Origin of the sequence: Nocardia sp. NPDC004151 (genome assembly GCF_042874235.1) — a bacterium.
Classification (GTDB): Bacteria; Actinomycetota; Actinomycetes; order Mycobacteriales; family Mycobacteriaceae; genus Nocardia.
The window spans coordinates 48,527-69,211 of the sequence record NZ_JBIAMR010000005.1; the positions used below are offsets into that span (position 1 = coordinate 48,527).

At 70.6% G+C, this 20,685-nt stretch carries 17 protein-coding genes and 1 pseudogene; 8 read left to right on the forward strand and 10 right to left on the reverse strand.

What is annotated here, in order from left to right:
- Nucleotides 1–6: 6 nt before the first annotated feature.
- The 3 genes from ACFYTS_RS13580 to ACFYTS_RS13590 form a co-directional block, all read right to left on the reverse strand.
- Nucleotides 7–966: a glutamate ABC transporter substrate-binding protein gene (locus ACFYTS_RS13580; protein ID WP_357278174.1), complete on the reverse strand. Its 960-nt coding sequence runs from the start codon at nucleotides 964–966 to the stop codon at nucleotides 7–9.
- Between the two features lie 5 nt (nucleotides 967–971).
- A complete protein-coding gene (locus ACFYTS_RS13585; RefSeq protein ID WP_387303943.1) occupies nucleotides 972–2,234 on the reverse strand; it encodes a hypothetical protein in 1,263 nt (420 codons plus the stop codon).
- A 386-nt stretch (nucleotides 2,235–2,620) separates the two neighbouring features.
- Complete coding sequence (locus ACFYTS_RS13590) at nucleotides 2,621–3,316, reverse strand: TetR/AcrR family transcriptional regulator (RefSeq protein ID WP_387303945.1); 696 nt, start codon at nucleotides 3,314–3,316, stop codon at nucleotides 2,621–2,623.
- A 96-nt stretch (nucleotides 3,317–3,412) separates the two neighbouring features.
- Between ACFYTS_RS13590 and ACFYTS_RS13595 the strand changes: the two genes are divergently transcribed.
- A complete protein-coding gene (locus ACFYTS_RS13595) occupies nucleotides 3,413–5,593 on the forward strand; it encodes an MMPL family transporter (RefSeq protein ID WP_387303948.1) in 2,181 nt (726 codons plus the stop codon).
- 135 nt (nucleotides 5,594–5,728) lie between these two features.
- On the opposite strand, the gene ACFYTS_RS13600 is transcribed toward ACFYTS_RS13595, so the two are convergent.
- Genes ACFYTS_RS13600 through ACFYTS_RS13615 form a run of 4 tightly spaced genes read right to left on the reverse strand, consistent with a single transcriptional unit; the run spans nucleotide 5,729 to nucleotide 8,746 of the window.
- Nucleotides 5,729–6,307 (reverse strand): hydrolase, encoded by a 579-nt coding sequence (locus ACFYTS_RS13600; protein WP_387303951.1) that lies wholly within the window; start codon nucleotides 6,305–6,307, stop codon nucleotides 5,729–5,731.
- A 33-nt stretch (nucleotides 6,308–6,340) separates the two neighbouring features.
- Entirely contained in the window at nucleotides 6,341–6,787 is a 447-nt protein-coding gene (locus ACFYTS_RS13605) for a MarR family winged helix-turn-helix transcriptional regulator (RefSeq protein WP_387303954.1), read from the reverse strand.
- 37 nt (nucleotides 6,788–6,824) lie between these two features.
- Nucleotides 6,825–7,853 carry an alpha/beta hydrolase gene (locus ACFYTS_RS13610; RefSeq protein ID WP_387303957.1) on the reverse strand — a complete coding sequence of 343 codons (1,029 nt, stop codon included), beginning with the start codon at nucleotides 7,851–7,853 and terminating at the stop codon, nucleotides 6,825–6,827.
- Nucleotides 7,742–8,746, reverse strand: coding sequence for a helix-turn-helix domain-containing protein (locus tag ACFYTS_RS13615; protein ID WP_387303959.1), 1,005 nt, complete (start codon nucleotides 8,744–8,746; stop codon nucleotides 7,742–7,744). Before ACFYTS_RS13615 ends, ACFYTS_RS13610 begins: the two co-directional genes overlap by 112 nt.
- Before the next feature lie 124 nt (nucleotides 8,747–8,870).
- On the opposite strand from ACFYTS_RS13615, the gene ACFYTS_RS13620 reads away from it, so the two are divergent.
- The 6 genes from ACFYTS_RS13620 (at nucleotide 8,871) to ACFYTS_RS13645 (ending at nucleotide 13,730) form a co-directional block, all read left to right on the forward strand.
- Nucleotides 8,871–9,356 carry a methylated-DNA--[protein]-cysteine S-methyltransferase gene (locus ACFYTS_RS13620; protein WP_357277990.1) on the forward strand — a complete coding sequence of 162 codons (486 nt, stop codon included), beginning with the start codon at nucleotides 8,871–8,873 and terminating at the stop codon, nucleotides 9,354–9,356.
- Nucleotides 9,356–10,075 (forward strand): 2OG-Fe(II) oxygenase, encoded by a 720-nt coding sequence (locus ACFYTS_RS13625; protein ID WP_387303962.1) that lies wholly within the window; start codon nucleotides 9,356–9,358, stop codon nucleotides 10,073–10,075. Before ACFYTS_RS13620 ends, ACFYTS_RS13625 begins: the two co-directional genes overlap by 1 nt.
- A 2-nt stretch (nucleotides 10,076–10,077) precedes the next feature.
- Nucleotides 10,078–10,356 (forward strand): Ada metal-binding domain-containing protein, encoded by a 279-nt coding sequence (locus ACFYTS_RS13630; protein ID WP_387303964.1) that lies wholly within the window; start codon nucleotides 10,078–10,080, stop codon nucleotides 10,354–10,356.
- Nucleotides 10,357–10,510: 154 nt separating this feature from the next.
- Nucleotides 10,511–11,167: a TetR/AcrR family transcriptional regulator gene (locus ACFYTS_RS13635; RefSeq protein WP_387303966.1), complete on the forward strand. Its 657-nt coding sequence runs from the start codon at nucleotides 10,511–10,513 to the stop codon at nucleotides 11,165–11,167.
- A 150-nt stretch (nucleotides 11,168–11,317) separates the two neighbouring features.
- Entirely contained in the window at nucleotides 11,318–12,379 is a 1,062-nt protein-coding gene (locus ACFYTS_RS13640) for an alpha/beta fold hydrolase (protein WP_357277981.1), read from the forward strand.
- Between the two features lie 25 nt (nucleotides 12,380–12,404).
- Nucleotides 12,405–13,730 (forward strand): lipase family protein, encoded by a 1,326-nt coding sequence (locus ACFYTS_RS13645; protein ID WP_387303967.1) that lies wholly within the window; start codon nucleotides 12,405–12,407, stop codon nucleotides 13,728–13,730.
- Here the strand turns inward: ACFYTS_RS13645 and ACFYTS_RS13650 are convergent.
- Together ACFYTS_RS13650 and ACFYTS_RS13655 are read right to left on the reverse strand one after the other, a co-directional pair.
- Nucleotides 13,661–14,920: a PucR family transcriptional regulator gene (locus ACFYTS_RS13650; protein WP_387303970.1), complete on the reverse strand. Its 1,260-nt coding sequence runs from the start codon at nucleotides 14,918–14,920 to the stop codon at nucleotides 13,661–13,663. The genes ACFYTS_RS13645 and ACFYTS_RS13650 overlap by 70 nt on opposite strands.
- 186 nt (nucleotides 14,921–15,106) lie before the next feature.
- Nucleotides 15,107–16,276 (reverse strand): epoxide hydrolase family protein, encoded by a 1,170-nt coding sequence (locus tag ACFYTS_RS13655; RefSeq protein WP_357277974.1) that lies wholly within the window; start codon nucleotides 16,274–16,276, stop codon nucleotides 15,107–15,109.
- 100 nt (nucleotides 16,277–16,376) lie between these two features.
- On the opposite strand from ACFYTS_RS13655, the gene ACFYTS_RS13660 reads away from it, so the two are divergent.
- Nucleotides 16,377–19,676, forward strand: a complete 3,300-nt coding sequence (locus ACFYTS_RS13660) for an AAA family ATPase (protein WP_387303972.1) — start codon at nucleotides 16,377–16,379, stop codon at nucleotides 19,674–19,676.
- Between the two features lie 3 nt (nucleotides 19,677–19,679).
- On the opposite strand, the pseudogene ACFYTS_RS13665 reads toward ACFYTS_RS13660, so the two are convergent.
- Nucleotides 19,680–20,630 (reverse strand): annotated as a pseudogene (locus tag ACFYTS_RS13665) (sigma-70 family RNA polymerase sigma factor); the annotation flags it as partial.
- Nucleotides 20,631–20,685 lie beyond the last annotated feature (55 nt).

A 20,685-nucleotide genomic window follows, 5' to 3' on the forward strand; every position in this document is an offset into this window, starting at 1 on the left:
CCGAACTCAATCGCTGTACTTGGGCGCCGGGGGACCGTTGGAGGGCCCGAGCACGCTCAGCCGCTTGTTGTAGAGCCGCTGCCAGGTGCCGTCGTTGCGCACCCGCTCCAGCACGCCGTTGACGAAGCGCACGAAATCGGTGGCCTGCTGCTGGATTCCGATGGCGTAGTTGTCCGAGGCCATGGCGTCGCCGACCACCTCGAGATTCGGGTCCTGGATCTTCAGGCCGTACAGCAGCGGCAGGTCGGTGCTCGCGGCGTCGACCTCGCCCTGTTGCAGCGCGGTCAGGCAGTCCAGCCAGTTGTCGATGCCGATCACGATGGGGCGCTGCGGGAGCGCGAAGACGGCGTCGAGGGTGGTCGAGTTGGGGATGCCGCACACCTTCTTGCCGCCCAGGTCGGCGGCCGAGCGGATGCCGGAGCCCTTGGTCACCAGTACCCGCTGGTCGGTCTCGAAGTAGACCGTGGAGAACTGGATGTCCTTGCGGCGCGCGCAGGTCGCGGTGAAGCTCTGTACCACCATGTCGACCTGGCCCTTGGTCAGCGCCTGCACCCGGTTCGCGGTCTCGATGGGCTTGAGCTCCACCCGGTCCGGATCGCCGAACAGGTCCCTGGCCACCTCGTGCGCCAGATCGATGTCGAAGCCCTCGATCTCGCCGGTCGCCGGATTGCGGTAGCCGAACAGGAATTCGTTCTGGTTCACCCCGACCCGGATCTTGCCGTTGGCGACGATGGCCGCCATGGTCGATCCGGCCGGCATGGAACCCGGCTGCGGCTGCGGGCCCTGCGGTCGCAGGCTCGCGGTCGGGTTGCAAGACTGGTCGATCCGCTGGTTGGGGCCCGCGGTCAGCACCTTCGCGCCCGCGGGCAGTCGATTGTCGGGAGGCAGTTGGAAGGGCGGGGCCTCCGGCGTCGAACCGCACGCGGCGGCCAGCAGCGCCACCGCCGCCAGCACCATGATCCGCATCCGCTTCACAAGAACTCCTTCAACCGTGGCCACACCCCGACGACGATCGAGCCCGCCGCCGCCAGCAGTAGTGCCAGTGTGCCCAGGGGGCTCAGGGTGAGAGCGTTTCCGGCCGTGTTCACATCGTCGCGCACTTCCTGGCGGGTGCGCTCGAGTTCGGTCTTCAAGGCGGCGTCGAGAGCGGCGAACTGGGCCGCCGATCCGGTGCCGTCGGCCTTCACGGTCTGGTCCACCGCGCCTCGATAGTTGTTGCTCAGATAGGCGGCCACTTCCTTCTGATGGCCGTCCTGCCAGCCGGAGAAGGCCTTGGACGCGGGCGAGTCCGCGCTCACCAGGTCGCCCAGATCCGCGCGCAGCTTGGCGCTGCCCGCGGCGAAGCGGTCCTCGCTGGTCTTGCTGTCGCTGCGGGTGATCAGTTGCAGGGTTTCCTCGGTGCGGGCCTGCTGGGCCAGAATCCGGGCCTGCGCGATCTTCTCGAAGCGGGCGGTCGCGCCGGTATCGATCGACGCGGAGGCCGCGATGGTGGTGGTCAGAATCCAGAGCAGGGCGATCACGGTGAGGCCCGCGGCGGTGACCACGCCCGGATTGATCCAGCGGTTGGTGCGGTTCACCAGCAGCCAGGAGCCGTAGCCGCAGGCCGCCAGCAACAGCACCAGCAGGCCGACGCTCCACAGCGGCAGGCCGGTGATGGCGCGCTGGTCGCGGTGCAGCTGGTCGAGGCGGATGCCCTCCAGTTCGGCCGCGTTCGTCAGCAGCGAGCCCTGCATGAGGGCCGAGGCCTGGCGCAGGTAGGCGGAACCGACCGGCAGACCCTGGCGGTTATTGGCGCGGGCCGCCTCGACATAGCCGGTGTAACTGGGCAATTCGGACGAGATCTTGGCGAGGATCGTGCGGGTCTCGTTGTCCGAGGCGCCGGTGGTGGCCTCGGCCAGGGCGGCCGCCGCGTCGGTGAGCGCGTTCTCGTAGCGCATCCGGACCTCGGGCGACTCGATGCCGCCGGACAGGTACGCGGTGGAGGCTGCGGCGTCGGCGGTCGACAGCGCCACGTAGAGGCGTTGCGCGGCATTCGCCAGCGGCTCGGTGTGCGCCAGCACGGTGTCGTGGCGAGAGAGCTTGGCGCTCTGCTGATTCGCCGTCACCAGGCCGCCGATCAAGGCGAGCAGGGCGAGGGCCGCGCCCACCGTGCCGATGACACCCGGTGCGGTGCGCGCCAGGCGTCGCGTCCATTCCGCGGCATTGCGAATGGTCGCCGGTAAGCGACTCCTCAACTCCGATTCCCCCGTTCGACCGGCCGGTTCTCCCCGTATGGCCAGATCGTACGGGAGTGATCGCACCCTGTCGATCGAGTTCCAACCGGTTGGAATTCGATTGTTCGGGAGCCGATTTCGAATGTCTGCGCATTCGTGACCGGACCGTGAAATCAAGATTTCACCGCGGGTAATCGCCGGGAAACGTTCCGGCGCAACAGGCGATTCACCCGATGTGACTCAGACACCTTATGTCACAACGTCATCAGTTTCGGACGATGCCACCGTATCCCCATTCGCGCAATCCCCGACTTCGAATATCGGGAAGCGGATGAGTTTCCAGGCATGGCTGACTTTCGTGCCGCCGATGCCGATGCCGATGCCGCCGCCCGGCGAACCGCGCCGGTTCAGGCCGGAAGGGCGATGTGCGGGTCCTTCGAGCGGTAGGGCTCGGCGTGGGGGCCGGTGGCCAGGCCGCGCAGGACGGTCGCGATCGCGTGATGGATGGCCGCTTCCCGGTCGGCGTCGGTCGCGTCGACCAGAGGGGCGTCGATGAGGAGCGTGGCCAGGCCATGGACCGCCGCCCAGGCGGTGAATTCGGCGCCGGGGCGTTGGCGGGGATCCATGAAGCCCACGGTGACCAGGGCGTCCAGTCCGACGCCGATCAGCTGGAAGATCGGGTCCTCGGTGACGTCCTTGTCGATGTCGAGGTCGGTGGTGCAGAAGGCGGTTCGGAACAGGCCGCGTTCGCGGTCGGCGTACTCGATGTAGGCGCGGCCGGCGGTCGCCAGCCGGGCGATGGCGGTGGCGGTCGGGTCCGGTTGCTGCGGAACGCTTTTCATCGCTGTGTCGAGGGCCTCGAACAGGGCCTCGGCCGCTCGGTCGTGGACCGCGGCCAGCAACTCCTCCTGCCCCTTGAAGTGGCGGTAGGCGGCCGTGGCCGTGACGCCGACCGCGCGGGCGGCGGCGCGGACGGTGACGGCGGTGGGTCCGCCGATCTCGGCGAGTTCCGCGCTGGCGCGAACGAGGGCGTTGCGCAGGTCCCCATGGTGGTAGGGGGCCTCGCGAGCGGGTCGTTGCGGCGCGTCTTCAGTGATGGCCACGACATTGATGTTGACACCTGTACAGATTCGGTGGCAAGTTAACACCCATAAAGTTCACACCCGTCAACATTTATGTCTGTACGAGGGGAATCAACCATGAGCGCAGTGCTGGGGAGGATCGGCGACTTCGCCTTCCGACGCCGTGGCCTGGTCGTCTCGATCTGGATCGCGCTGCTGATCGCCGTCATCGGCGGCGCCGCCGTCGGGGGCGGCCACCTCGACGACCGGTTCACCGTGCCGGGGGCCGAATCGCAGCATGCGCTGGACGCCTTGGCCGAGACCGCGCCGGGCGCGGCGGGGGCCACGGCCCAACTGGTCTTCACCGCGCCGCCGGGTCACCTCATCTCGGAAGCGCCCTACCGCGCCGCCATCGCGCACACCCTGGAGACCGCCGGAACCGCGCCGGGCGCGGTCGGGGTGACGACGCCGCAGCAGGCGGGAACGACCTCACCCGATCAGCGGACCGCGATCGGGATAGTGTCCTTCACCGGTGACCGCTCCCAGGTGAGCGACGCCGCCCGCACCACCGTGGAGCGGTCGGCGGACTCGGCGCGGGACGCCGGACTGGACGTATCGGTCGGCGGCACCGTGTACGGCGTCGGCCAGATGCAACCTGGTCTCACCGAAGTCCTCGGTCTGGGTGTGGCCGTGCTGGTGCTGCTCATCACCTTCGGATCGCTGCTGGCGGCCGGGATGCCTCTGCTCTCGGCAATCTTCGGCATCGCCGTCACGGTGGGCGGGATGCTGGGGGTGGCCGCGGTCGTGCCGGTGTCCTCGACCGCCCTGACGCTGGCGCTCATGCTCGGGCTGGCGGTCGGGATCGACTACGCGTTGTTCATTCTGTCGCGGCATCGATCGCAGCTGGCCGCGGGGCTCTCGCCCCGGGAATCGGTCGTGCGGGCCGGCCAGACCGCGGGTAGCGCGGTCGTTTTCGCCGGAACCACGGTGATCATCGCGCTGGCGGCGCTGAGCGTCATCGGGATTCCGTTCCTGACCGTCATGGGTCTGGCCGCCTCGGGCGCGGTGCTGGTCGCCGTCGCGGTGGCGATCACGCTGCTCCCCGCGCTGGCCGGATTCGCCGGTCCTCGGCTGACGCCGTCGGCCGGGTCGCGGGCCGAGCGCCGGGCCGCCACCACCGGTGCGAACAGTCTGGGTGCGCGCTGGGCTCGCCTGGTCACCGCGCGGCCGATCCTGACGGTGGCGGCGGTGTCGGTGGCGCTTATCGTGCTGGCGATTCCCGCGGTCTCCCTGCGAATGGCGCTGCCCGACAATGGATCCGCGGCCGCCGCGACCGGGCAGCGACAGGCCTACGACACCATTGCCGAGAAGTTCGGTCCCGGATTCAACGGCCCGCTCGTGGTGGTCGTCGACGCCAGCGGTGATGCCGGAGCGGCCGCGCGGGTGGCCGAGACCGTGCGCGGGCTGCCGGACGTCGCCTTCGTGGCGCCGCCGCAGCCGACGCGGCGGACCGGACAGTCGCTGGTTCTGGTCGTTCCGGGCAGCGCGCCGGAATCCCGGCAGACCGCCGACCTCGTGCACGCGATCCGCGACCAGGCGCCCGCCGCGGTCCCCGACGCCCGGGTGGCCGTCACCGGTGACACGGCGGTCACCATCGATGTCTCGCAGCGGCTTTCGGCGTCGCTGCTCCCGTTCCTCGGCGTCGTGGTCGGATTGAGTCTGCTGCTGCTGGTCGTGGTGTTCCGGTCGATCGCGGTGCCGGTGAAGGCGGCGCTGACCTTCCTGCTGTCGGTCGCGGCCGCGCTCGGGGTGACGGTGGCGGTGTTCCAATGGGGTTGGGCGGCGGATCTTCTCGGTGTCGCCAAGACCGGACCGGTGGTCGCGTTCCTGCCGATCATCCTGGTGGGTGTGCTGTTCGGGCTGGCCATGGACTACGAGGTGTTCCTCGTCTCCGGAATTCGCGAACAGTGGCTGCGCGAGGGCGACGCGACCGGGTCGATCGTGGATGGCACCCGGCACAATGCTCGGGTGGTCACCGCGGCGGCCACCATCATGGTCGTGGTCTTCGCCTCCTTCGTGCCCACCGACGACGCCATGATCAAGCCCATCGCCTTCGCGCTGGCCGTGGGTGTGCTGGTGGACGCGTTCGCGGTGCGCCTGACCCTGGTCCCCGCCGTGCTGGCCCTGCTGGGCCGGGCCGCGTGGTGGCTGCCGCGCCGACTCGACCGAATCCTGCCGGAATTGAATATCGAAGGGCCGCAGGAGAATCAGCCGGTGCGACGCGAGGAGGAGCGCCTGCCCGAGCCGGTCTCGGTTTGATCGAGCGGAGGGTCAGGCCGACTGCCACAACTCGATGCGGTGGCCTTCGGGATCGGTGACCCAGCCGAACCGGCCGACGCCCTCCTTGCCGGGCCGGGGATAGTGGAGGTGACTGCCACTCCGGGTGGATCGGCTCTACCGAATCGGCAGGGTGTTCAGGATTTCCTCGGTGGTGGCGGTGACTCCCAGGCGGGGGAAGATCTTCTCCACCGAGTGAGCGTGGGAGACGGGGTCGCGGTCGGAGGTGGCGTCGGTGGCGATCACGACGTTGTAGGCGTGCTCGTGGGCGGCGCGGGCGGTGGATTCGATGCCGATGCTGGTGGCGATGCCGCCCAGGACGACGGTGGTGATGCCGCGGCGGCGGAGTTGGAGGTCGAGGTCGGTGCCGTGGAAGGCGCCCCACTGGTGCTTGGTGATTCGGATGTCGGAGGGGCAAGGGTCCAGGTCGGGGAGGATCTCGTCCCAGCCCGGGGGCGGGGTGAAGGCGCCGGTGGGTTGCATGGTGCGGCCGGGCGGCATGTCGGAACCGTCGGGGGAGAAGGAGACTCGGACCAGGACCACGGGGAGGCCGGCCGCGCGGAAGGCCTTGGCGAGGGCCGCCGAGTTGGCGACCACATCGTCGGTGGGGTGCGGCTGGGTGGGGGCGGCCACGACGCCGCGCTGCAGGTCGATGAGGACCAGGGCGGATGTCGGGTCGAGGAGAGTGTCCGTCACAGCGGGATCCTTCGGTGGGAGTGGGGGATCGGTTCAGTCCTCGACCAGGCGGGCCAGCAGCGGGATCGCGGCGATCAGCGAATCCTGTTCGGCGGGGGAGAGTTTGGTGGTGATGGCGGTCGCCAGCCAGTCCTCCTTGGCGTGGTGGGCCAGGCGCAGGAGGCGTTCGCCCTCGGCCGACAGGGACAGCAGGATCTGCCGTTGATCGGTGGGATGCGGGGCGCGGGTGACCAGGCCGCGGTCTTCGAGGGCGGCCAGGGTGGTGCGCATGGACTGCGGGCGCACGCGCTCGGAGCGGGCCAGGTCGGCGACCGAGAGGGGGCCTTCCTGGCCGAGACGGCTCAGGGCCACGGCCTGGGAGGGTGTCATCTCGAAACCGGCTCTCGCCGAGCGGAGATGGCGCAGCAGCCGACTGGCCACGACGCGGAGTTCACTCGCGGCGGCCGTGACGTCGGCCGATGGACCGGCTTCTGCGTTCACCCTCCCAGGGTGGCACAAGGTAGGAAGACTTGCAAGTTTACCTGTCGAGTGTGCTGCGGGTGGCGATCGAGTCGGACAGGCGGGTGCGGAGGAAAGCGGTGATATCGGTGCGGGCGGCCTTGGCCTGCGGCACCAGCCCGGGCATGGCGATGAAGGCGTGCGGCGCGCCCGGGTATTCGGACAGTTGGACGGGGATGCCGAAATCGCCGAGACGCTCGGCGTAGCGGCGGCCCTGGTCGGCCAGCGGGTCGAGGGTCGGGATCACGACCAGCGCGGGCGGCTGGCCGGTGAGGTCGGCGTACAGCGGCGAGAGCGGGCGCGGGTCCTCGCCCGGCGGGACGGCCAAGCGCCGGAACAGTTTCAGCCGCGGCAGATTCAAGGTCGGGGTCTCGGCGTAGCGGGTCATCGTCGGGTAGTCGAACATGGTGTCGGTCAGGTCGAAGGCCGGGTTGATCAGCACCTGCGCCAGCAGGGGCAGGCCGGTCGCCGCGGCTCGGATCGCGGTCAGAGCGCTGATCAAGGCGCCGCCGCTCTCGCCCGCGAGAATGACGCGCGCCGGGTCGATACCCCATTCGCCGGGCTGATCCAGGATGTGCCGCAACACATCCCAGTCGTCGTCGACGGCGGCGGTCAGCGGGGTGTCCGGCGCGATCAGGCGATGCTCGACGGAGACGATCACCGCGGGCAGCTCGGCCGCGAGATGGCTGTTGCCCCAATCGCATTGGGCCGCGGTCCCGGCGAAGCCGCCGCCGTGCACATGGAGGACGAGCGGCAGGGCGCCCGCGTGCTCGCCGACCGGACGGTACACCCGGATCGGGACCGTGCGATCGGGGAACGTCACCTGCTGCCATTCGATGCCGGTGCCGCGCGCCGGAAGCCCGGTGACCACTCGCATGAACTTCGAACCCGCCAGCCGATTCGCCCCCGCCACGTGGGCGGTCAACTCCTCAGGCGTCAGGGCCTCCCAGTCCGGGTCCTTGCGTAACGAGTGCAGGATGCGGATTCCGCGCGGTGGCTGGTCGTACTTGCCGGGCCGGGTCTGGTTCTCGCCGTCGTGTCTGGACATGGATCCCAGCATCGGCGGGTTTCGTCGGCGTGTATTGAAGAAATGTTCCCGGAGCGACTCAGCGCGCGACCGCCCGCCCACGCGACCGGGTCGACCGCCAGCCACGGCGCGTCCGCGAGAGCCGTCGGCGTCAGGCCCGCGAAAGTCATCGTCTCCCGGCTGAAATGCGATTGATCGGCGTATCCGCTCTCCGCCGACACCCGCGCGGCGCTGCTGCCCGCGGCGAGCCGATGGGTGGCGTCGTCGAATCGGACCAGCTGTGCGGCCCGCTTGGGCGTCAGGCCGATCTGGGCTCGGAATCGCGACCACAATCGCTTGCGACTCCACCCGATCTCGTCGGCCAGCGCCTCGACGCGAATCTGCCCGCCGCTCAGGATGATTCGCCGCCAGGCGTAGCTCACCTCCGGGTCGACGGCAGGTCCGCTGCGTTGCCGCGCGGTCAAGGCGTCGTCCAGGATCGCGAATCGTTGGTCCCAGGAACGGCTCTCGTGCATGCGCTCCCGCAGCAGCTCGACCTCGGGACCCCACAGTTCGTCGAGCCCGATCACGCCACCGGACACCTCCGGCGAGCCGCCCAGCGTCGCGTACGCCACCAGCGGCGAGAGCCGCACCTGCAGCAGATCCACGTTCTGCGCCTGCCCGTACACCCCGATCGGGCACAGACCCACCACGCCGCTGCCCGTGGCCCGGCTCCCGCCGGCGTCCTCGGCCATCACCATGTCCCCGAGGTCGATGAACATCGTCACCGCCGGGAACGGCACCACCGGCAGATGGTCCGGGCCCGACGCGCGCGCCCGGAACCCGGCCATGCTGACCCCGGGGCAGCGGCCCGGCAGTGTCGGGACGGTGACATCCACCAAGGTCCCGGCGACAACGACCGAATCGGCAGCCATGGGCCCATGGTACGAGTCGCCCGTGCCGAGGCCGGAAACGCGATGGCCGATTCCCGCCGGTCATCCCTGATCGGCTGGGCCAGAGTGGGAAGCGGACACGAACGAGACGACGCAGGAGGAAGCGATGAGCGTGTACACGACAATGGCCAGCCCGGTCGGCGAGCTGCTGCTCGCGGGCGAACGGCGCGGGACCGGGGTGGAGCTGACGGCGGTGTCGATGGCGGGCAGTAAAAGCCTTCTGGTGGAGGGTGACTGGGAGGCCGACGCGGACGCCTTCGCCGACGTCGTCGACCAGCTGACCGCGTACTTCGCCGGGGAGCGGGACAGTTTCGACCTCCGGATGGGCGGCCGCGGCACCGATTTCCAGCGCCGGGTGTGGCAGGCCCTCGACCAGATCCCGTACGGCGTCACCGTCACCTACGGGGAGATCGCGAACCGGATCGGCGCGTCCCGGGCGGCGGTGCGCGCGGTGGGCTCGGCCATCGGCGCGAACCCGCTGCTCATCGTGCGTCCCTGCCACCGCGTGATCGGCGCCGACGGATCGCTGACCGGCTATGCCGGGGGCATCGAACGCAAGCAGCTGCTGCTGGAGCTCGAGCGGGCCGCGTGATGACCGCCGTCATCCGCGGTGCCGCGGCCGGGGTCGCCGATCAGGACTGGGCGGCCCTGGCCGGTGAGCTCGACGCGTACGGGCACGCGCTCACCGGGTCACTGCTCACCGCCGGCGAATGCCGCGCGCTCGCGGCACTGTACGACGTGGACGACCACTTCCGGTCGACGGTCGACATGGCCCGGCATCGGTTCGGCTCCGGCGAGTACCGCTATTTCACCCACGACCTGCCCGAGCCCGTGGCGGCATTGCGGGCCGCCCTCTATCCGATGCTGCTGCCCATCGCCCGGGACTGGGCCGCCCGGCTGGGACGGCCCGGCACTTGGCCGGACCGGCTCGAGGACTGGATCGCCCAGTGCCACCGGGCCGGTCAGACGAAGGGGTCGCAGATCCTGTTGCGCTACGGACCCGGCGACTGGAACGCCCTGCATCGGGACCTGTTCGGGGACATGGTGTTTCCGCTCCAGGTCGTGATCGGGCTGGATGTCCCCGGGGTGGACTACACCGGCGGCGAGTTCCTCATGGTCGAGCAGCGGCCCCGCGCCCAATCGCGCGGCGCGGCGATGGCCTTGCCGCAGGGGCACGGTCTCGTCTTCACCACCCGCGACCGTCCGGTCCGCAGCTCCCGAGGCTGGTCGGCCGCGCCCATGCGACACGGCGTGAGCCTGGTCCGATCGGGGCGGCGACGCACCCTCGGCCTCGTCTTTCACGATGCCTGACCATGTGCGAGACCGTGCGTGACAGGGAGTACGTCCTGCTCGGGGTCGACGGCCGCCCGTACCGCAGCCGCACGCCCGGTGTCCTCGGTGGCCACCGCCGCCTGAAGATCTACGGCCGTCTCGACTGCCCGGCCGCCCTGCGCGCCCTGGCCCGCGGCGGCTACGTATCCCATCGCGTGTTCTTCGCCGACGAGCCGACGGCCATCGCGGCCGGTTACCGACCGTGCGCGGTGTGCTCCCGGCCCGCCTACCGGGAGTGGCGCGCCGGCCGGGCCGGGTGAGCCCGTCCGTCTCGACAAACGATCAAGACCAGTCGGTACCTATACGCTGGACCCCATGTTTGCCGCCGTTCTCCGCCAGGGAATCATGGACGAACCGCTGTGGTATCGGCCGGACCGTTAGTCGCTCGGTGACGTGGAAACCTATTCTGGGGACGTGAGTGTGGAAACCATCGGTGAACCGGGACCCTTGCCGCGTGGCCGGCACGGGCTGACCCGCGAGCAGGTGGAGGCCTCGCAATACCGGCGCTTGTGCACCGCCGTCCTGGAAGCGGTGGGCGAGCTCGGCTTCGCGGCCACCACCGTCGCCGATATCGTGACCCGCGCCCAGGTGGCGCGCCGCACCTTCTACTCCGTCTTCGGCGGCAAGGACGAATGTTTCGCCGCCGCCTACGATCTCGCCGTCGGGGCCGCGCTGGAACAACTGAAGGACACCGTCACCGGGCTCGAAGGCGTGACCTTCGCGGACCGGGTGCGGATCTCCTTCGAGATCTACCTCGGCTTCCTCGCCATCCAGCCCGGCGCGGCCCGCGCGCTGTATGTCGAAACCCTCGCCGCCGGACCGGGTCTGGTGGCTCACCGGCTGCGCGTGCACGACCGGTTCGCCGACTACATCATGGCGGTGGCGCGGGTCGGGGTGCGCGACGGCGATCTGGTGGCCGAACCGGATCGGGAGATGGTGGACATGCTGCTCGGCGGGATCGACGACCGGGTGCGCGCCTGCCTGCACACCAAGGGCGCCCAGGCGCTGCCGGAACTGGTCCCGCTGTTCACCCGCACCGCCGTCGCCATCGCGAGCACCCCCGCGCCCTGACCGCTGTTCCCCGCCACAATCCCCGGGCGGCCCGGACCGCACACGCTGTCACCTGGCACAATGCCGGTGACACGGGCGGTGGCCCGCTCCTACGGTCGCAAGGGAATTCGACGCGTTCGGTCGGGTTCGCAGGACCGTAGGGGAGAGTTCATGAGACCGACCATCCGTACCCGCGGCAGCGCCGTGTTCGCCACCGTCACCGCGCTCGCCGTGGCCTTCGCCACCGGCGTGGCCAGCTCCGAACCCGAGGCCGCGCCCGATGCGGGCAGCTCCTCGGGCTCGGCGGTGGTCAGCACCGCCACCGACACCATGGGCGTGGGTCCGGAGATGTCGGCCTATCTGGCCGCTTTCGCCTACGGGCTGACCCACCCGGACGCCGCGCCGCCGGGCGCCAACGACTGGAACTGCAAGCCGAGCGCCGAACATCCGCGGCCGGTGGTGCTGGTGCACGGCACCTGGCTCAATACCTACGACAGCTTCGCGTTCCTGTCGCCGCAGGTCGCGCGGGCCGGATTCTGTGTCTTCGCCTTCAATTTCGGCCGGGAGACACCCCTCGCGGGCGGCGGCATCGGGCCGATCCTGCCGGGACGCTTCGGTGTCGGGCCGATGGGGGATTCGGCGAAGCAGCTCGCGGGGTTCGTGGATCGCGTCCTGGCCGCCACCGGCGCGCCCGCGGTCGACGTGATCGCGCATTCCCAGGGCGGGCCGGTCACCAGCCAGTACCTGAAATTCGAAGGCGGACAGGGCAAGGTGCGCAAGGTCGTCAGCTTCGGTGCGACCAGCCACGGCACCTCGCTGCTCGGCATCGCCACGCTGGGGCGGGTGATCACCAACCTGGGGGTGAACATTCTCGGCTTCTATCAGCCGTTGATCGGCCAGGCCAATACCGAGCAGGTCGTCGGCTCGCCGTTCTACGCCAGGCTCACTGCCGACGGCGACACCGTGCCGGGCGTCGAATACACCGCAGTCGGCACCCGCCACGACGAGATCTCCAACCCCTACGAGTGGACCTTCCTCACCCCCGGCCCCGATGCGAGCGTGGAAAACATCACGCTGCAACAGGATTGCCCCGAGGACGTGTCCGACCACCTGACCGTCATGTACTCGCCGCGGGCGGCCTCGATCGCCCTGCGCGCCCTCGACCCGGTCGCGCACCCGGCCCTGGTCTGCACCTTCAACCCCTGGATGATCGGCGGCAGCGGCCACATCTAGCCGCTGCGGAACGGAAAGGACGACGATGACGATCGGCGATGCGATCGAAACGAGCAGTGTCACAACAGAACCGGAGGCGGTCGGCGGAAGACCGCTGCTGCCGGGGGAGGATCCGTTCTATCGATCGCCGATCGACCCGGCGTCCGTCGCGCCGGGCACCATCCTGAGGTCGCGGCCCGTGCGGCTGGCCCTGTTCGGACGCATTCCGCAGCGCGTGCGAGCCTGGCAACTGCTGTACCGCAGCACCGATCTCGACGGCGCGCCCGAGGCGACGGTCACCACCGTCCTGCTGCCCTGGGACGCCGACCCGGCCGTGGACCGGCCGCTGGTGTCGTTCCAGTGCGCCATCGACGCGGTAGCCCCGAAATGCTTTCCCTCCTACGCTTTACGGCACCGCGCCCGCGCGCTCGGCGCCATCCCGCAGGTGGAGTTCCCGCTCATCGCCGCCGCCCTGGCCCGCGGGTGGGCGGTGTCGGTGCCCGACCACGAGGGCCTCAACGGCCACTTCGGTGCGGCCCGCGAACCGGGCCACCGCGCACTCGACGGCTTGCGCGCGGCCCTGCGCTTCGAGCCACTGGGCCTGGGTCCGCGGACCCGAATCGGGTTGTGGGGCTACTCCGGTGGCGGACTGGCCACCGTGTGGGCCGCGGAGCTGGCGGCGAGCTACGCGCCCGAACTCGATATCGTCGGCGCAGTCGCGGGGTCACCGGTGGGCGATCCCGCCGAGGCGTTCGTCCGGCTGAACGGCTCACCGTTCGCGGGTTTCGCCATGGTGTTCACCTCCGGCCTGCGCCGCGCCTACCCGGCACTCGACGGCTGCGTGCGCGGCCTGGTGTCGGAGGAGTACCTGCGGCTGCTCGACGACGCCGAATCCATCGCCACCTTTCCGCTGCTGGCCCGCTATGCCGGGCGAAACGCCAACCGGCACATCCGCGGTGGGCTCGGCGCGCTGCTGACCCGCCCCGAGATGCGGGCCGTCCTCGACGACATCCGCCCCGGCGCCCAGGCTCCCGCCATGCCACTGCTGGTCGTGCAGGGCGTCAACGACGAGGTGATCGCGGTCGCCGACGTCGACGCCCACGTGCGGCGCTACCACGAGCGCGGCGCCCACGTGCGCTACCTGCGCGACCGGCTCAGCACGCATCTGCCGTTGCAGTTCATCTCCATTCCCGTGATGGTGGACTGGCTGGCCGATCGCCTCGCCGATCGCCCGCTACCACCGGCCGAGGTGCGCACCGTGTGGTCGGTCGCCGCCTCCCGGCGCGCCGTGCGCGAACATGGTCACTTGGCGGCACTGGTTGCGACCATGGTGTCGGGCCGCCCGATCCGCACCCGATCGGACTTCCGATAACTGCGCGCCACCAGCGCCGACCGCAGATACCACAGCCCCGACGGCTGCGCCGGATCGAATCCGGTCAGCTGCCCGATCCGCTTGAGCCGATTGTCGACGGTATTGGTGTGCACGCCCAGCAAGCGCGCCGTATGCCGTCGACTCAGGTCGTTGCCGATATGGCGGCGAAGGGTTTCCAGCAGTTCGGGATGCGCGTCGAGCGGATCGAGCAGGGTGCCGAGGTATTCGCGGGCCGGGCCGGGACGGGTCAGCTGGTATTCCATGGCCAGGTCGTCGAAACGGTGCAGGCCGGGTACGCATTCCAGGCGATGCACCATGTCGAGCAGTTCGTGCGCCTGCTCGGCGGCCTCGGGAATGCCTGGCGTCTCCGCGTGGATCACCGTGGCGGTGACCGGAACCTGTGCGGCCGTGGACAATCCGGAGATCAGGTCGGCCAGTTCGTCGCCGGTCGCGGCGGTGGCGGGCAGCAGCACGGTGCCGCCGTCGGCGCTGAGCAGCGACAGCGCCCGGCCGTCGCCGCGCCGCGCCAGCTCGGACTGGATGCGCCGCAGCTTGCGCCGCGCCACGACCTCGCCGTCCACGCGGGTGTCGGATTCCCCCGGATGCGGCGGGATGCTCAGGGCCAGTACGTGATACGACTCGTCGATCTCGATCCCGCCCGCGCGGGCCATGGTGGAGGCGGGATGCCCGGCCAGCAGTGCGGAGGCCACGGTGTGCACCGCCGTGTGGTGTTCGGCCACCACCGCGCGGTGCTCGCGCACATAGGCCACCGCGAAGGTCGAATCCACCATGGCCAGCACCTCGAACAGGCGGCGCGCGGTCACCGCGAGCCGGGCGTAGTCCTCGGGGCCGGTGGCGTCGACGATGAGATCGAAGCCCAGGGCGAAGCCGTCGTGCACCGCCCGGTGGATGGTGCCGATCGGAATGCCCTCGCGCGCCCAGTCCGCGCCCGCGCGTTGCAGCCGTTCGATCTTGGCGCTCACGTCCCGGCCCTCGAGGACGCCGGCGGCCAGTTCCAGGCAGGTGCGGGTGACGGTGGTGACCTCACCGCGCAGCGCGTCCCCGGGCAGGGTGCCGCAGCGGGCCACGTGTTCGGCGAAATGCGCGACGAGGGCGGCCGAGAGACCGCGCGCGTCGCGCAGGGGTCCGGAAATCGGTGCCGCCGTGAGGGGTTGCGTTGCCTTGATCATGCGCGTTGCCTCCACAGCAGTCTGGGAACGCTGGCGTTCCTACTGGACCGTAACTGTAGCCGGGGTCACGTTTCGCGGCAATATGCGTGACCGGTCCTCACAACGGCGAATACCGCACTGCGCGTTGGGGCGACAGTGCGGTCATCGCGGCGGCGGTGGGGCCCAGGATGTCCGGCCGCCGCTGGATCAGCTGGTCAGGCCCGCGAAGAACGCTCGGATGTCACCCACGAGCAGGTCGGGCACCTCGAGCGCGGGGAAGTGGCCACCGGAGTAGAACTCCGACCAGTGCACGACATGGTGAGCCTGCTCCGCGAATCGCCGAATCGCGTAGTCGCCGTTGGCGAACACCGCGACACCGGTCGGCACCGTGCCCTTCGGATTGGGCATGAACATGGTGTGGTCGTGAAAGCGCTCGAAGTAGTAGTCGGCGACGCTGCGCGCGGTGTCGGTGAGCCAGTAGACGGCCACCGTGGTCAGGATCCGGTCGCGGTCGATGGCCTGCTCGGGCAACTCGTGACGCTCGTCGGTCCACTCCTGGTACTTCTCCACGATCCAGCCCAGCTGTCCCGCGGGCGAATCCGCCAGCAGCTGCGCCAGCGTGTGCGGGCGGGAACCGGCCAGGTTCATGTACGCCGAGCCGTCGTCCTGGAAGCGTTTCATGCCCGCCAGCCGCTTCCGGTCGGCGTCGCCGAGCGCGGCCATATCGGCCGGATCGCCGGTCGGGAAGGTGACCAGGGCGTTCACGTGCACACCGATCACATGGTCGGTGTGCTCGCGGGCCAGGCGCGGGGCCACGAACGCGCCGTGGTCACCGCCCTGCACGCCGTAACGGTCGTAGCCGAGGCGCGCCATCAGCTCGGCCAGAGCGGCGGCGACTCTGCCGTCGTGCCAGCCGGTTTCGGTGAGCGGGCCGGAGAAGCCGTGCCCTGGCAGGGTCGGGATGACCAGGTGGAAAGCCGGGGCGTCGGGGTCGCCGTGGGCGGCCGGATCGGTCAGCGGGCCGATCAGGTCCAGGAAGTCGGCGGGCGTGCCGGGCCAGCCGTGGATCAGCAGCAGCGGGGTCGCGTCCGGGCGGGCCGAGCGGATGTGCAGGAAGTGCAGGCGCTGGCCGCCGACCGTGGTGGTGAATTGCGGGTGCGCGTTGAGGGCGGTCTCGACCGCGCGCCAATCGAACTTCTCGGCCCAGTAGGCGGCGAGCTCGCGCAGGTAGGCGGTGGGCACGCCGCGCTCCCAGCCGATGCCGGGGATCTCGTCGATCCACCGGGTGCGGGTCAGGCGGTCGCGCAGGTCGTCGAGGTCGGCCTGCGGGATGTCGATGCGGAAGGGGTGGATGGCGCGGTTCTCGGTGTCGCTCATGCCATCGAGTTTTCCGATAAAGACCGGGTGGCCACATCACGACAATTCGTTATTTTGTGTCCGGGCTGGGCGAAATGCGAAGGTGCGGCATGATCGTGGCGTGGTGAGTTTCCCCGGCAGCAGTGTCCTGGTCGGTCGGGCCGCGGAGGTGTCCGCGGTGGTCGAGGCGGTCGGTGATGCCCGCACGCAGACCGTGCTCATCGCGGGGGAGGCCGGGATCGGGAAGTCCCGGCTGGTCGTGGAGTTCACCGAGCGACTCGGCGGCGACGCGCTGGTACTGCTGGGCCGATGTCCCGAACTCGGCGCCGCGGGTGTCGCCTACGCGCCGTTCCTGACCGTGCTGCGCGGACTCGTCAAACGACTCGGCGGTGAGGCGGTGGCGACGCTGCTGCCGCCGCATCCGGCGCTCGCCAACTGGCTTCCGCAGCTGGCCGTCCATACCGGCGGCGCGGCGCCCGAGGCCGATCGGATCCGGCTGTTCGGTGAAATCCTCACGCTGCTGGAGCAATTGGCGATGGCGCGGCCGGTGGTACTGGTACTCGAGGACCTGCACTGGGCCGACGACGCCAGCCGGGAGCTGCTCACCTTTCTGGCCGCCAATCTCGCCGACGCCAATGCCCTGCTGGTGGGCACCTACCGGCCGGGCGAGGCGGGGCCGCTGCGCGGACTGGTCGCCGAACTGCGCCGCAACCCGGGCGTGCACGTCCTGGAACTGCATCCGCTGACCCGGCACGAGGTCGGCCGTCAGCTTGCCGCCCTGCTCGGGCGCGAACCCGGAACCGCGCTCATCACCAAGGTTTTCGACCGCAGCGGCGGCAACCCGCTGTTCGTGGAGGCGCTGGGCCAGTGCCCCGACGAACTCCCCGCCGACCTCGCCGACCTGCTCCTCGGATTCCAGACCGGTCTGTCCGCACAGGCGCGCGCCGTCGTCGCCCCCGCCGCGGTCCTCGGCTCCCCGATCCATCACGACCTCCTCGCCGCGACGGTCGACCTCCCTCCTGACGAACTACCCGGCGCCCTGCGTGAACTCGTCGACCGCCACCTGCTGCTCACCACCGACACCGGCTACGAATTCCGCCACGGCCTCATCCGCCAGGCCATCTACGACCACCTGCTCCCCATCGAGCGCACCCGTCTGCATACCCGCGCCGCCGCGGCCCTGCACGCCCGCGGCGACGCCCTCGACTCCGAATCCCACGCCGACCTCGCCCGCCACGCCCGCGCCGCCGGGGACCTCGACCGGGCCCTGCGCGCCTACTGGTCCGCCACCGCCGGAGTCCCCGCCACCCACCCCGAACGCCTCCGCCTCCTCGAACAAATCCTCGCCCTCTGGGACCGGGTCCCCGCCCCCACCGAGGTCCTCCCCACCACCAAACTGTCCGTCCTGGAACAGATCGTCGACGTCGCCGTCGCCTGCGGAGCCACCGAACGTGGCATCGCCGCCGCCGACGCGGCCCTCGCCCTACTGGCCCCCGCGGCCGCCGCCGCACCTGCCACGCTGCCGGTGTGGAGCCAGGACGCCGCCGCGGTCGGCGAGCTTGTGTCCGTTCACGTGGATGGTGGGACAGTCGCGGGCGAGGACGGCGAAATCGACTATGCCGGTGCCGATTCCGAGCGCTCGGCCCGGATGTACCGGCGGCGCGCCTATCTGCGTGCGACCACCGGGACCGGCCCGGGAGCGGACCTCGAGCGGGCGCTGGCGCTCATGGCCGAGACCCCGGACAGTCTCGAGAGAGCTGAGGCGTTGGTGCAATCGGCTGCCGCACGGGTGTTCCAAGGCGACGCGGCCGGGTCGGCGGCCCGCGCGCGCGAGGCCTTGGCCATCGCGCGGCGGCTCGGCGCGGACGCCTTGGTGGCGCGGGCGCACGCGCACCTGGGACTGGCGGGCGCTGCGGCCGCCGGGGGCTCCCTGACGGCCGACGCCGCCGATGACGGGGACGTCCTGCCGGAGGGGGATGGGCTGGCGCAACCTTTTTCTCGGAACACCGGCGAGGGGGCGATCGAGAGCTGTGCGCGGCCCGGGGGTGATGCGCTGGTCGGGAGTGGTGCGCGCCCCATTGGTGGCGGCCCGGGGGACAGCGTTGCGCGGCCCGCGAGCGATGGCCTCGCCGGGGATGGTGTGTGGCCTGGGGGTGATGCGTCGGCCGGGGACGGTGCGCGGTCCGGCCGGGATCTCGGGGCGGGCGGGCGCGAGCGGGTGGCCGGCGCGGCCAGTGAAACAGATTGGGCGCTGGAGCATTTCGCGCAGGCGCATCGGGCGGCGGCGCTGGCGGGGGATGCGCGGATCGTGGTGGATGTGGCTACGTGGGAGTCGGCGGTGCTGGTGGGGGCCGGGCGGTACGAGGCGGCGATCGCCGCGGTGCGGCAGGGGTTGCGGGCGGCGCACGAGTCGTTCCGGTTCGCGGAGTCGGCGCCGATTCTGTTCGTGAAGTGGGGGCAGGCGCTGGCGGCCCTGGGGCGGTGGGACGAGGCGCGGGCGGTGGTCGACGAGACCCAGCTCGCGCAGTTGCCGCCATTGAGCAGGGCGGCGTTGCTGGTGTGCTTCGGACGGATCTCCTTGGCCACCGGGGATTTCGTGGCGGCCAGGGAAGGGGCGGTCACCGCCGCGCGGCTGCTGGGGGACAGTCGGTGGGCGGCGCAGTATCGACTCGAACTGGCGGCTTTGAACTCCACACTGGCGTTGGTGGGAGACGACGAGGGCGCGGCGGCGACGGAGTTGATCCGGGTACTCGAAGGCGGCGACGGGGTCGGGACGCTGTTCGCGCATCCGCACGAGGCGTGGCCGCTGGTGGTGCTCGGTGCTCGAATCACCGGAGCGCCACCGGAATTGCTCGCGCTGGGGGACACGCTCCCGACGGCGTCGCCGGTGGATGCCGCCCAGCGTGCCGCGTTCACCGCGCACCTGGCGGGCACCGCGGCCCGCTGGTCGGAGGCCGTCGCGGCGTGGCGCGGTGTCGGACGGCCCTACGATGTGGCCATCGCCCTGCTCGGTCTCGCGGAAGCGGCCGCGGCCGAAGGCAATCGGATCGAGGCGGTGTCGGCGCTGCGAGAGTGCCTCGACGTCGCCGCCGCATTGGGCGCGGTCCCGCTGGCCGCAGCCGCCGCGGCGTTGGCCGAGCGGGCCCGCCTCCCGCTCGAAGGATCCGCCGAGCGTGCCCCGAAAGTCAAGAGCGGCACCATGTCCGGGCGCTCCGGCCTGACCGCGCGTGAGCTGGACGTCCTGCACCTGGTCGCCAAGGGCCTGAGCAATCGCGCACTGGCGGCGGAATTGTTCATCAGCGCCAATACCGCCGGGGTGCACGTCTCGCGGATTCTCGCCAAGCTGGGCGTCTCCAGCCGGACCGAGGCCGCCGCCTTCGCACACGAGCACGGCCTGCTGACCGCCGGTGACGACGACTGAGCGTCAGGTCAGCCGGGGCGGCATGCCGAACAGGTCGAAGATCTCGTCGAGCTGGTAGACGATCAGATTGGTGATGAGACCGTCGCGCACGGTGAAGACCTGCAGGGTGTGCCGCTCGTACCCGTCGCCGTCGCGGGAATAGGCCGCCAGTCCGGGCTGGCCGTTGGCCCACACCGGCTCCAACCGCCAATCGGAGCCCTTCCATTCGAACACCCGCGCCATGAACCCGACATACGCCGCGCGGCCCAGGTACCAATTGAGCATGGGCGGCATTTCCATGATCACGTCATGGGACAGCAGCTTCTCCAGGGCGCTCAGGTCGGCATTGCGGAAGGCGGTGACATAGTTGTCCACCACGGCGCGCTGCTCGGCCCGCTCGGTCACCTCGTCCTCGCTAATGCCGTTCTGGCCCAGAGTTTTCCGTGCCCGCTGCAACGCGCTGTTCACGGCCGCCGGGGTCATGTCGAGAGCCTGCGCCACGTCCGCGGCGGGCCAGTCGAGCACCTCGCGCAGCACCAGCACCGCGCGCTGACGCGCGGGCAACTGCTGCATGGCGGCGACCAGGGCGAGCCGCAGACTGCCCTGCGCCACCGCGGCATCGGAGGGGTCGCCGAGCAGGACATCCGGAATCGGTTGCAGCCAGGGGATTTCCCCGCCGTGCACGAGTTCCTCGCGCGGATCGTCGCCCGGTGCGTGCCCGAGGCCCGACGGCATGGGCCGCCGCCCACGCTGTTCGAGCGCGGTCAGGCAGGCATTGGTGGCGATCCGGTACAGCCAGGTCCGCATCCCGGCCCGGGTCTCGTCGTAACTGTCGCGGGAGCGCCAGGCCCGCAGATAGGTTTCCTGCACCAGATCCTCGGCGTCCTGCACCGACCCGAGCATGCGGTAGCAATGGGCCAGCAATTCGCGCCGATATCGGTCGGTGCGCGCCGCGAAGTCGGCGTCCGCCATGCTCTCACTCCTCGAAACCCGGCCCCCACCGGTCGAAACAGGGCCCTGCCGAACTTTC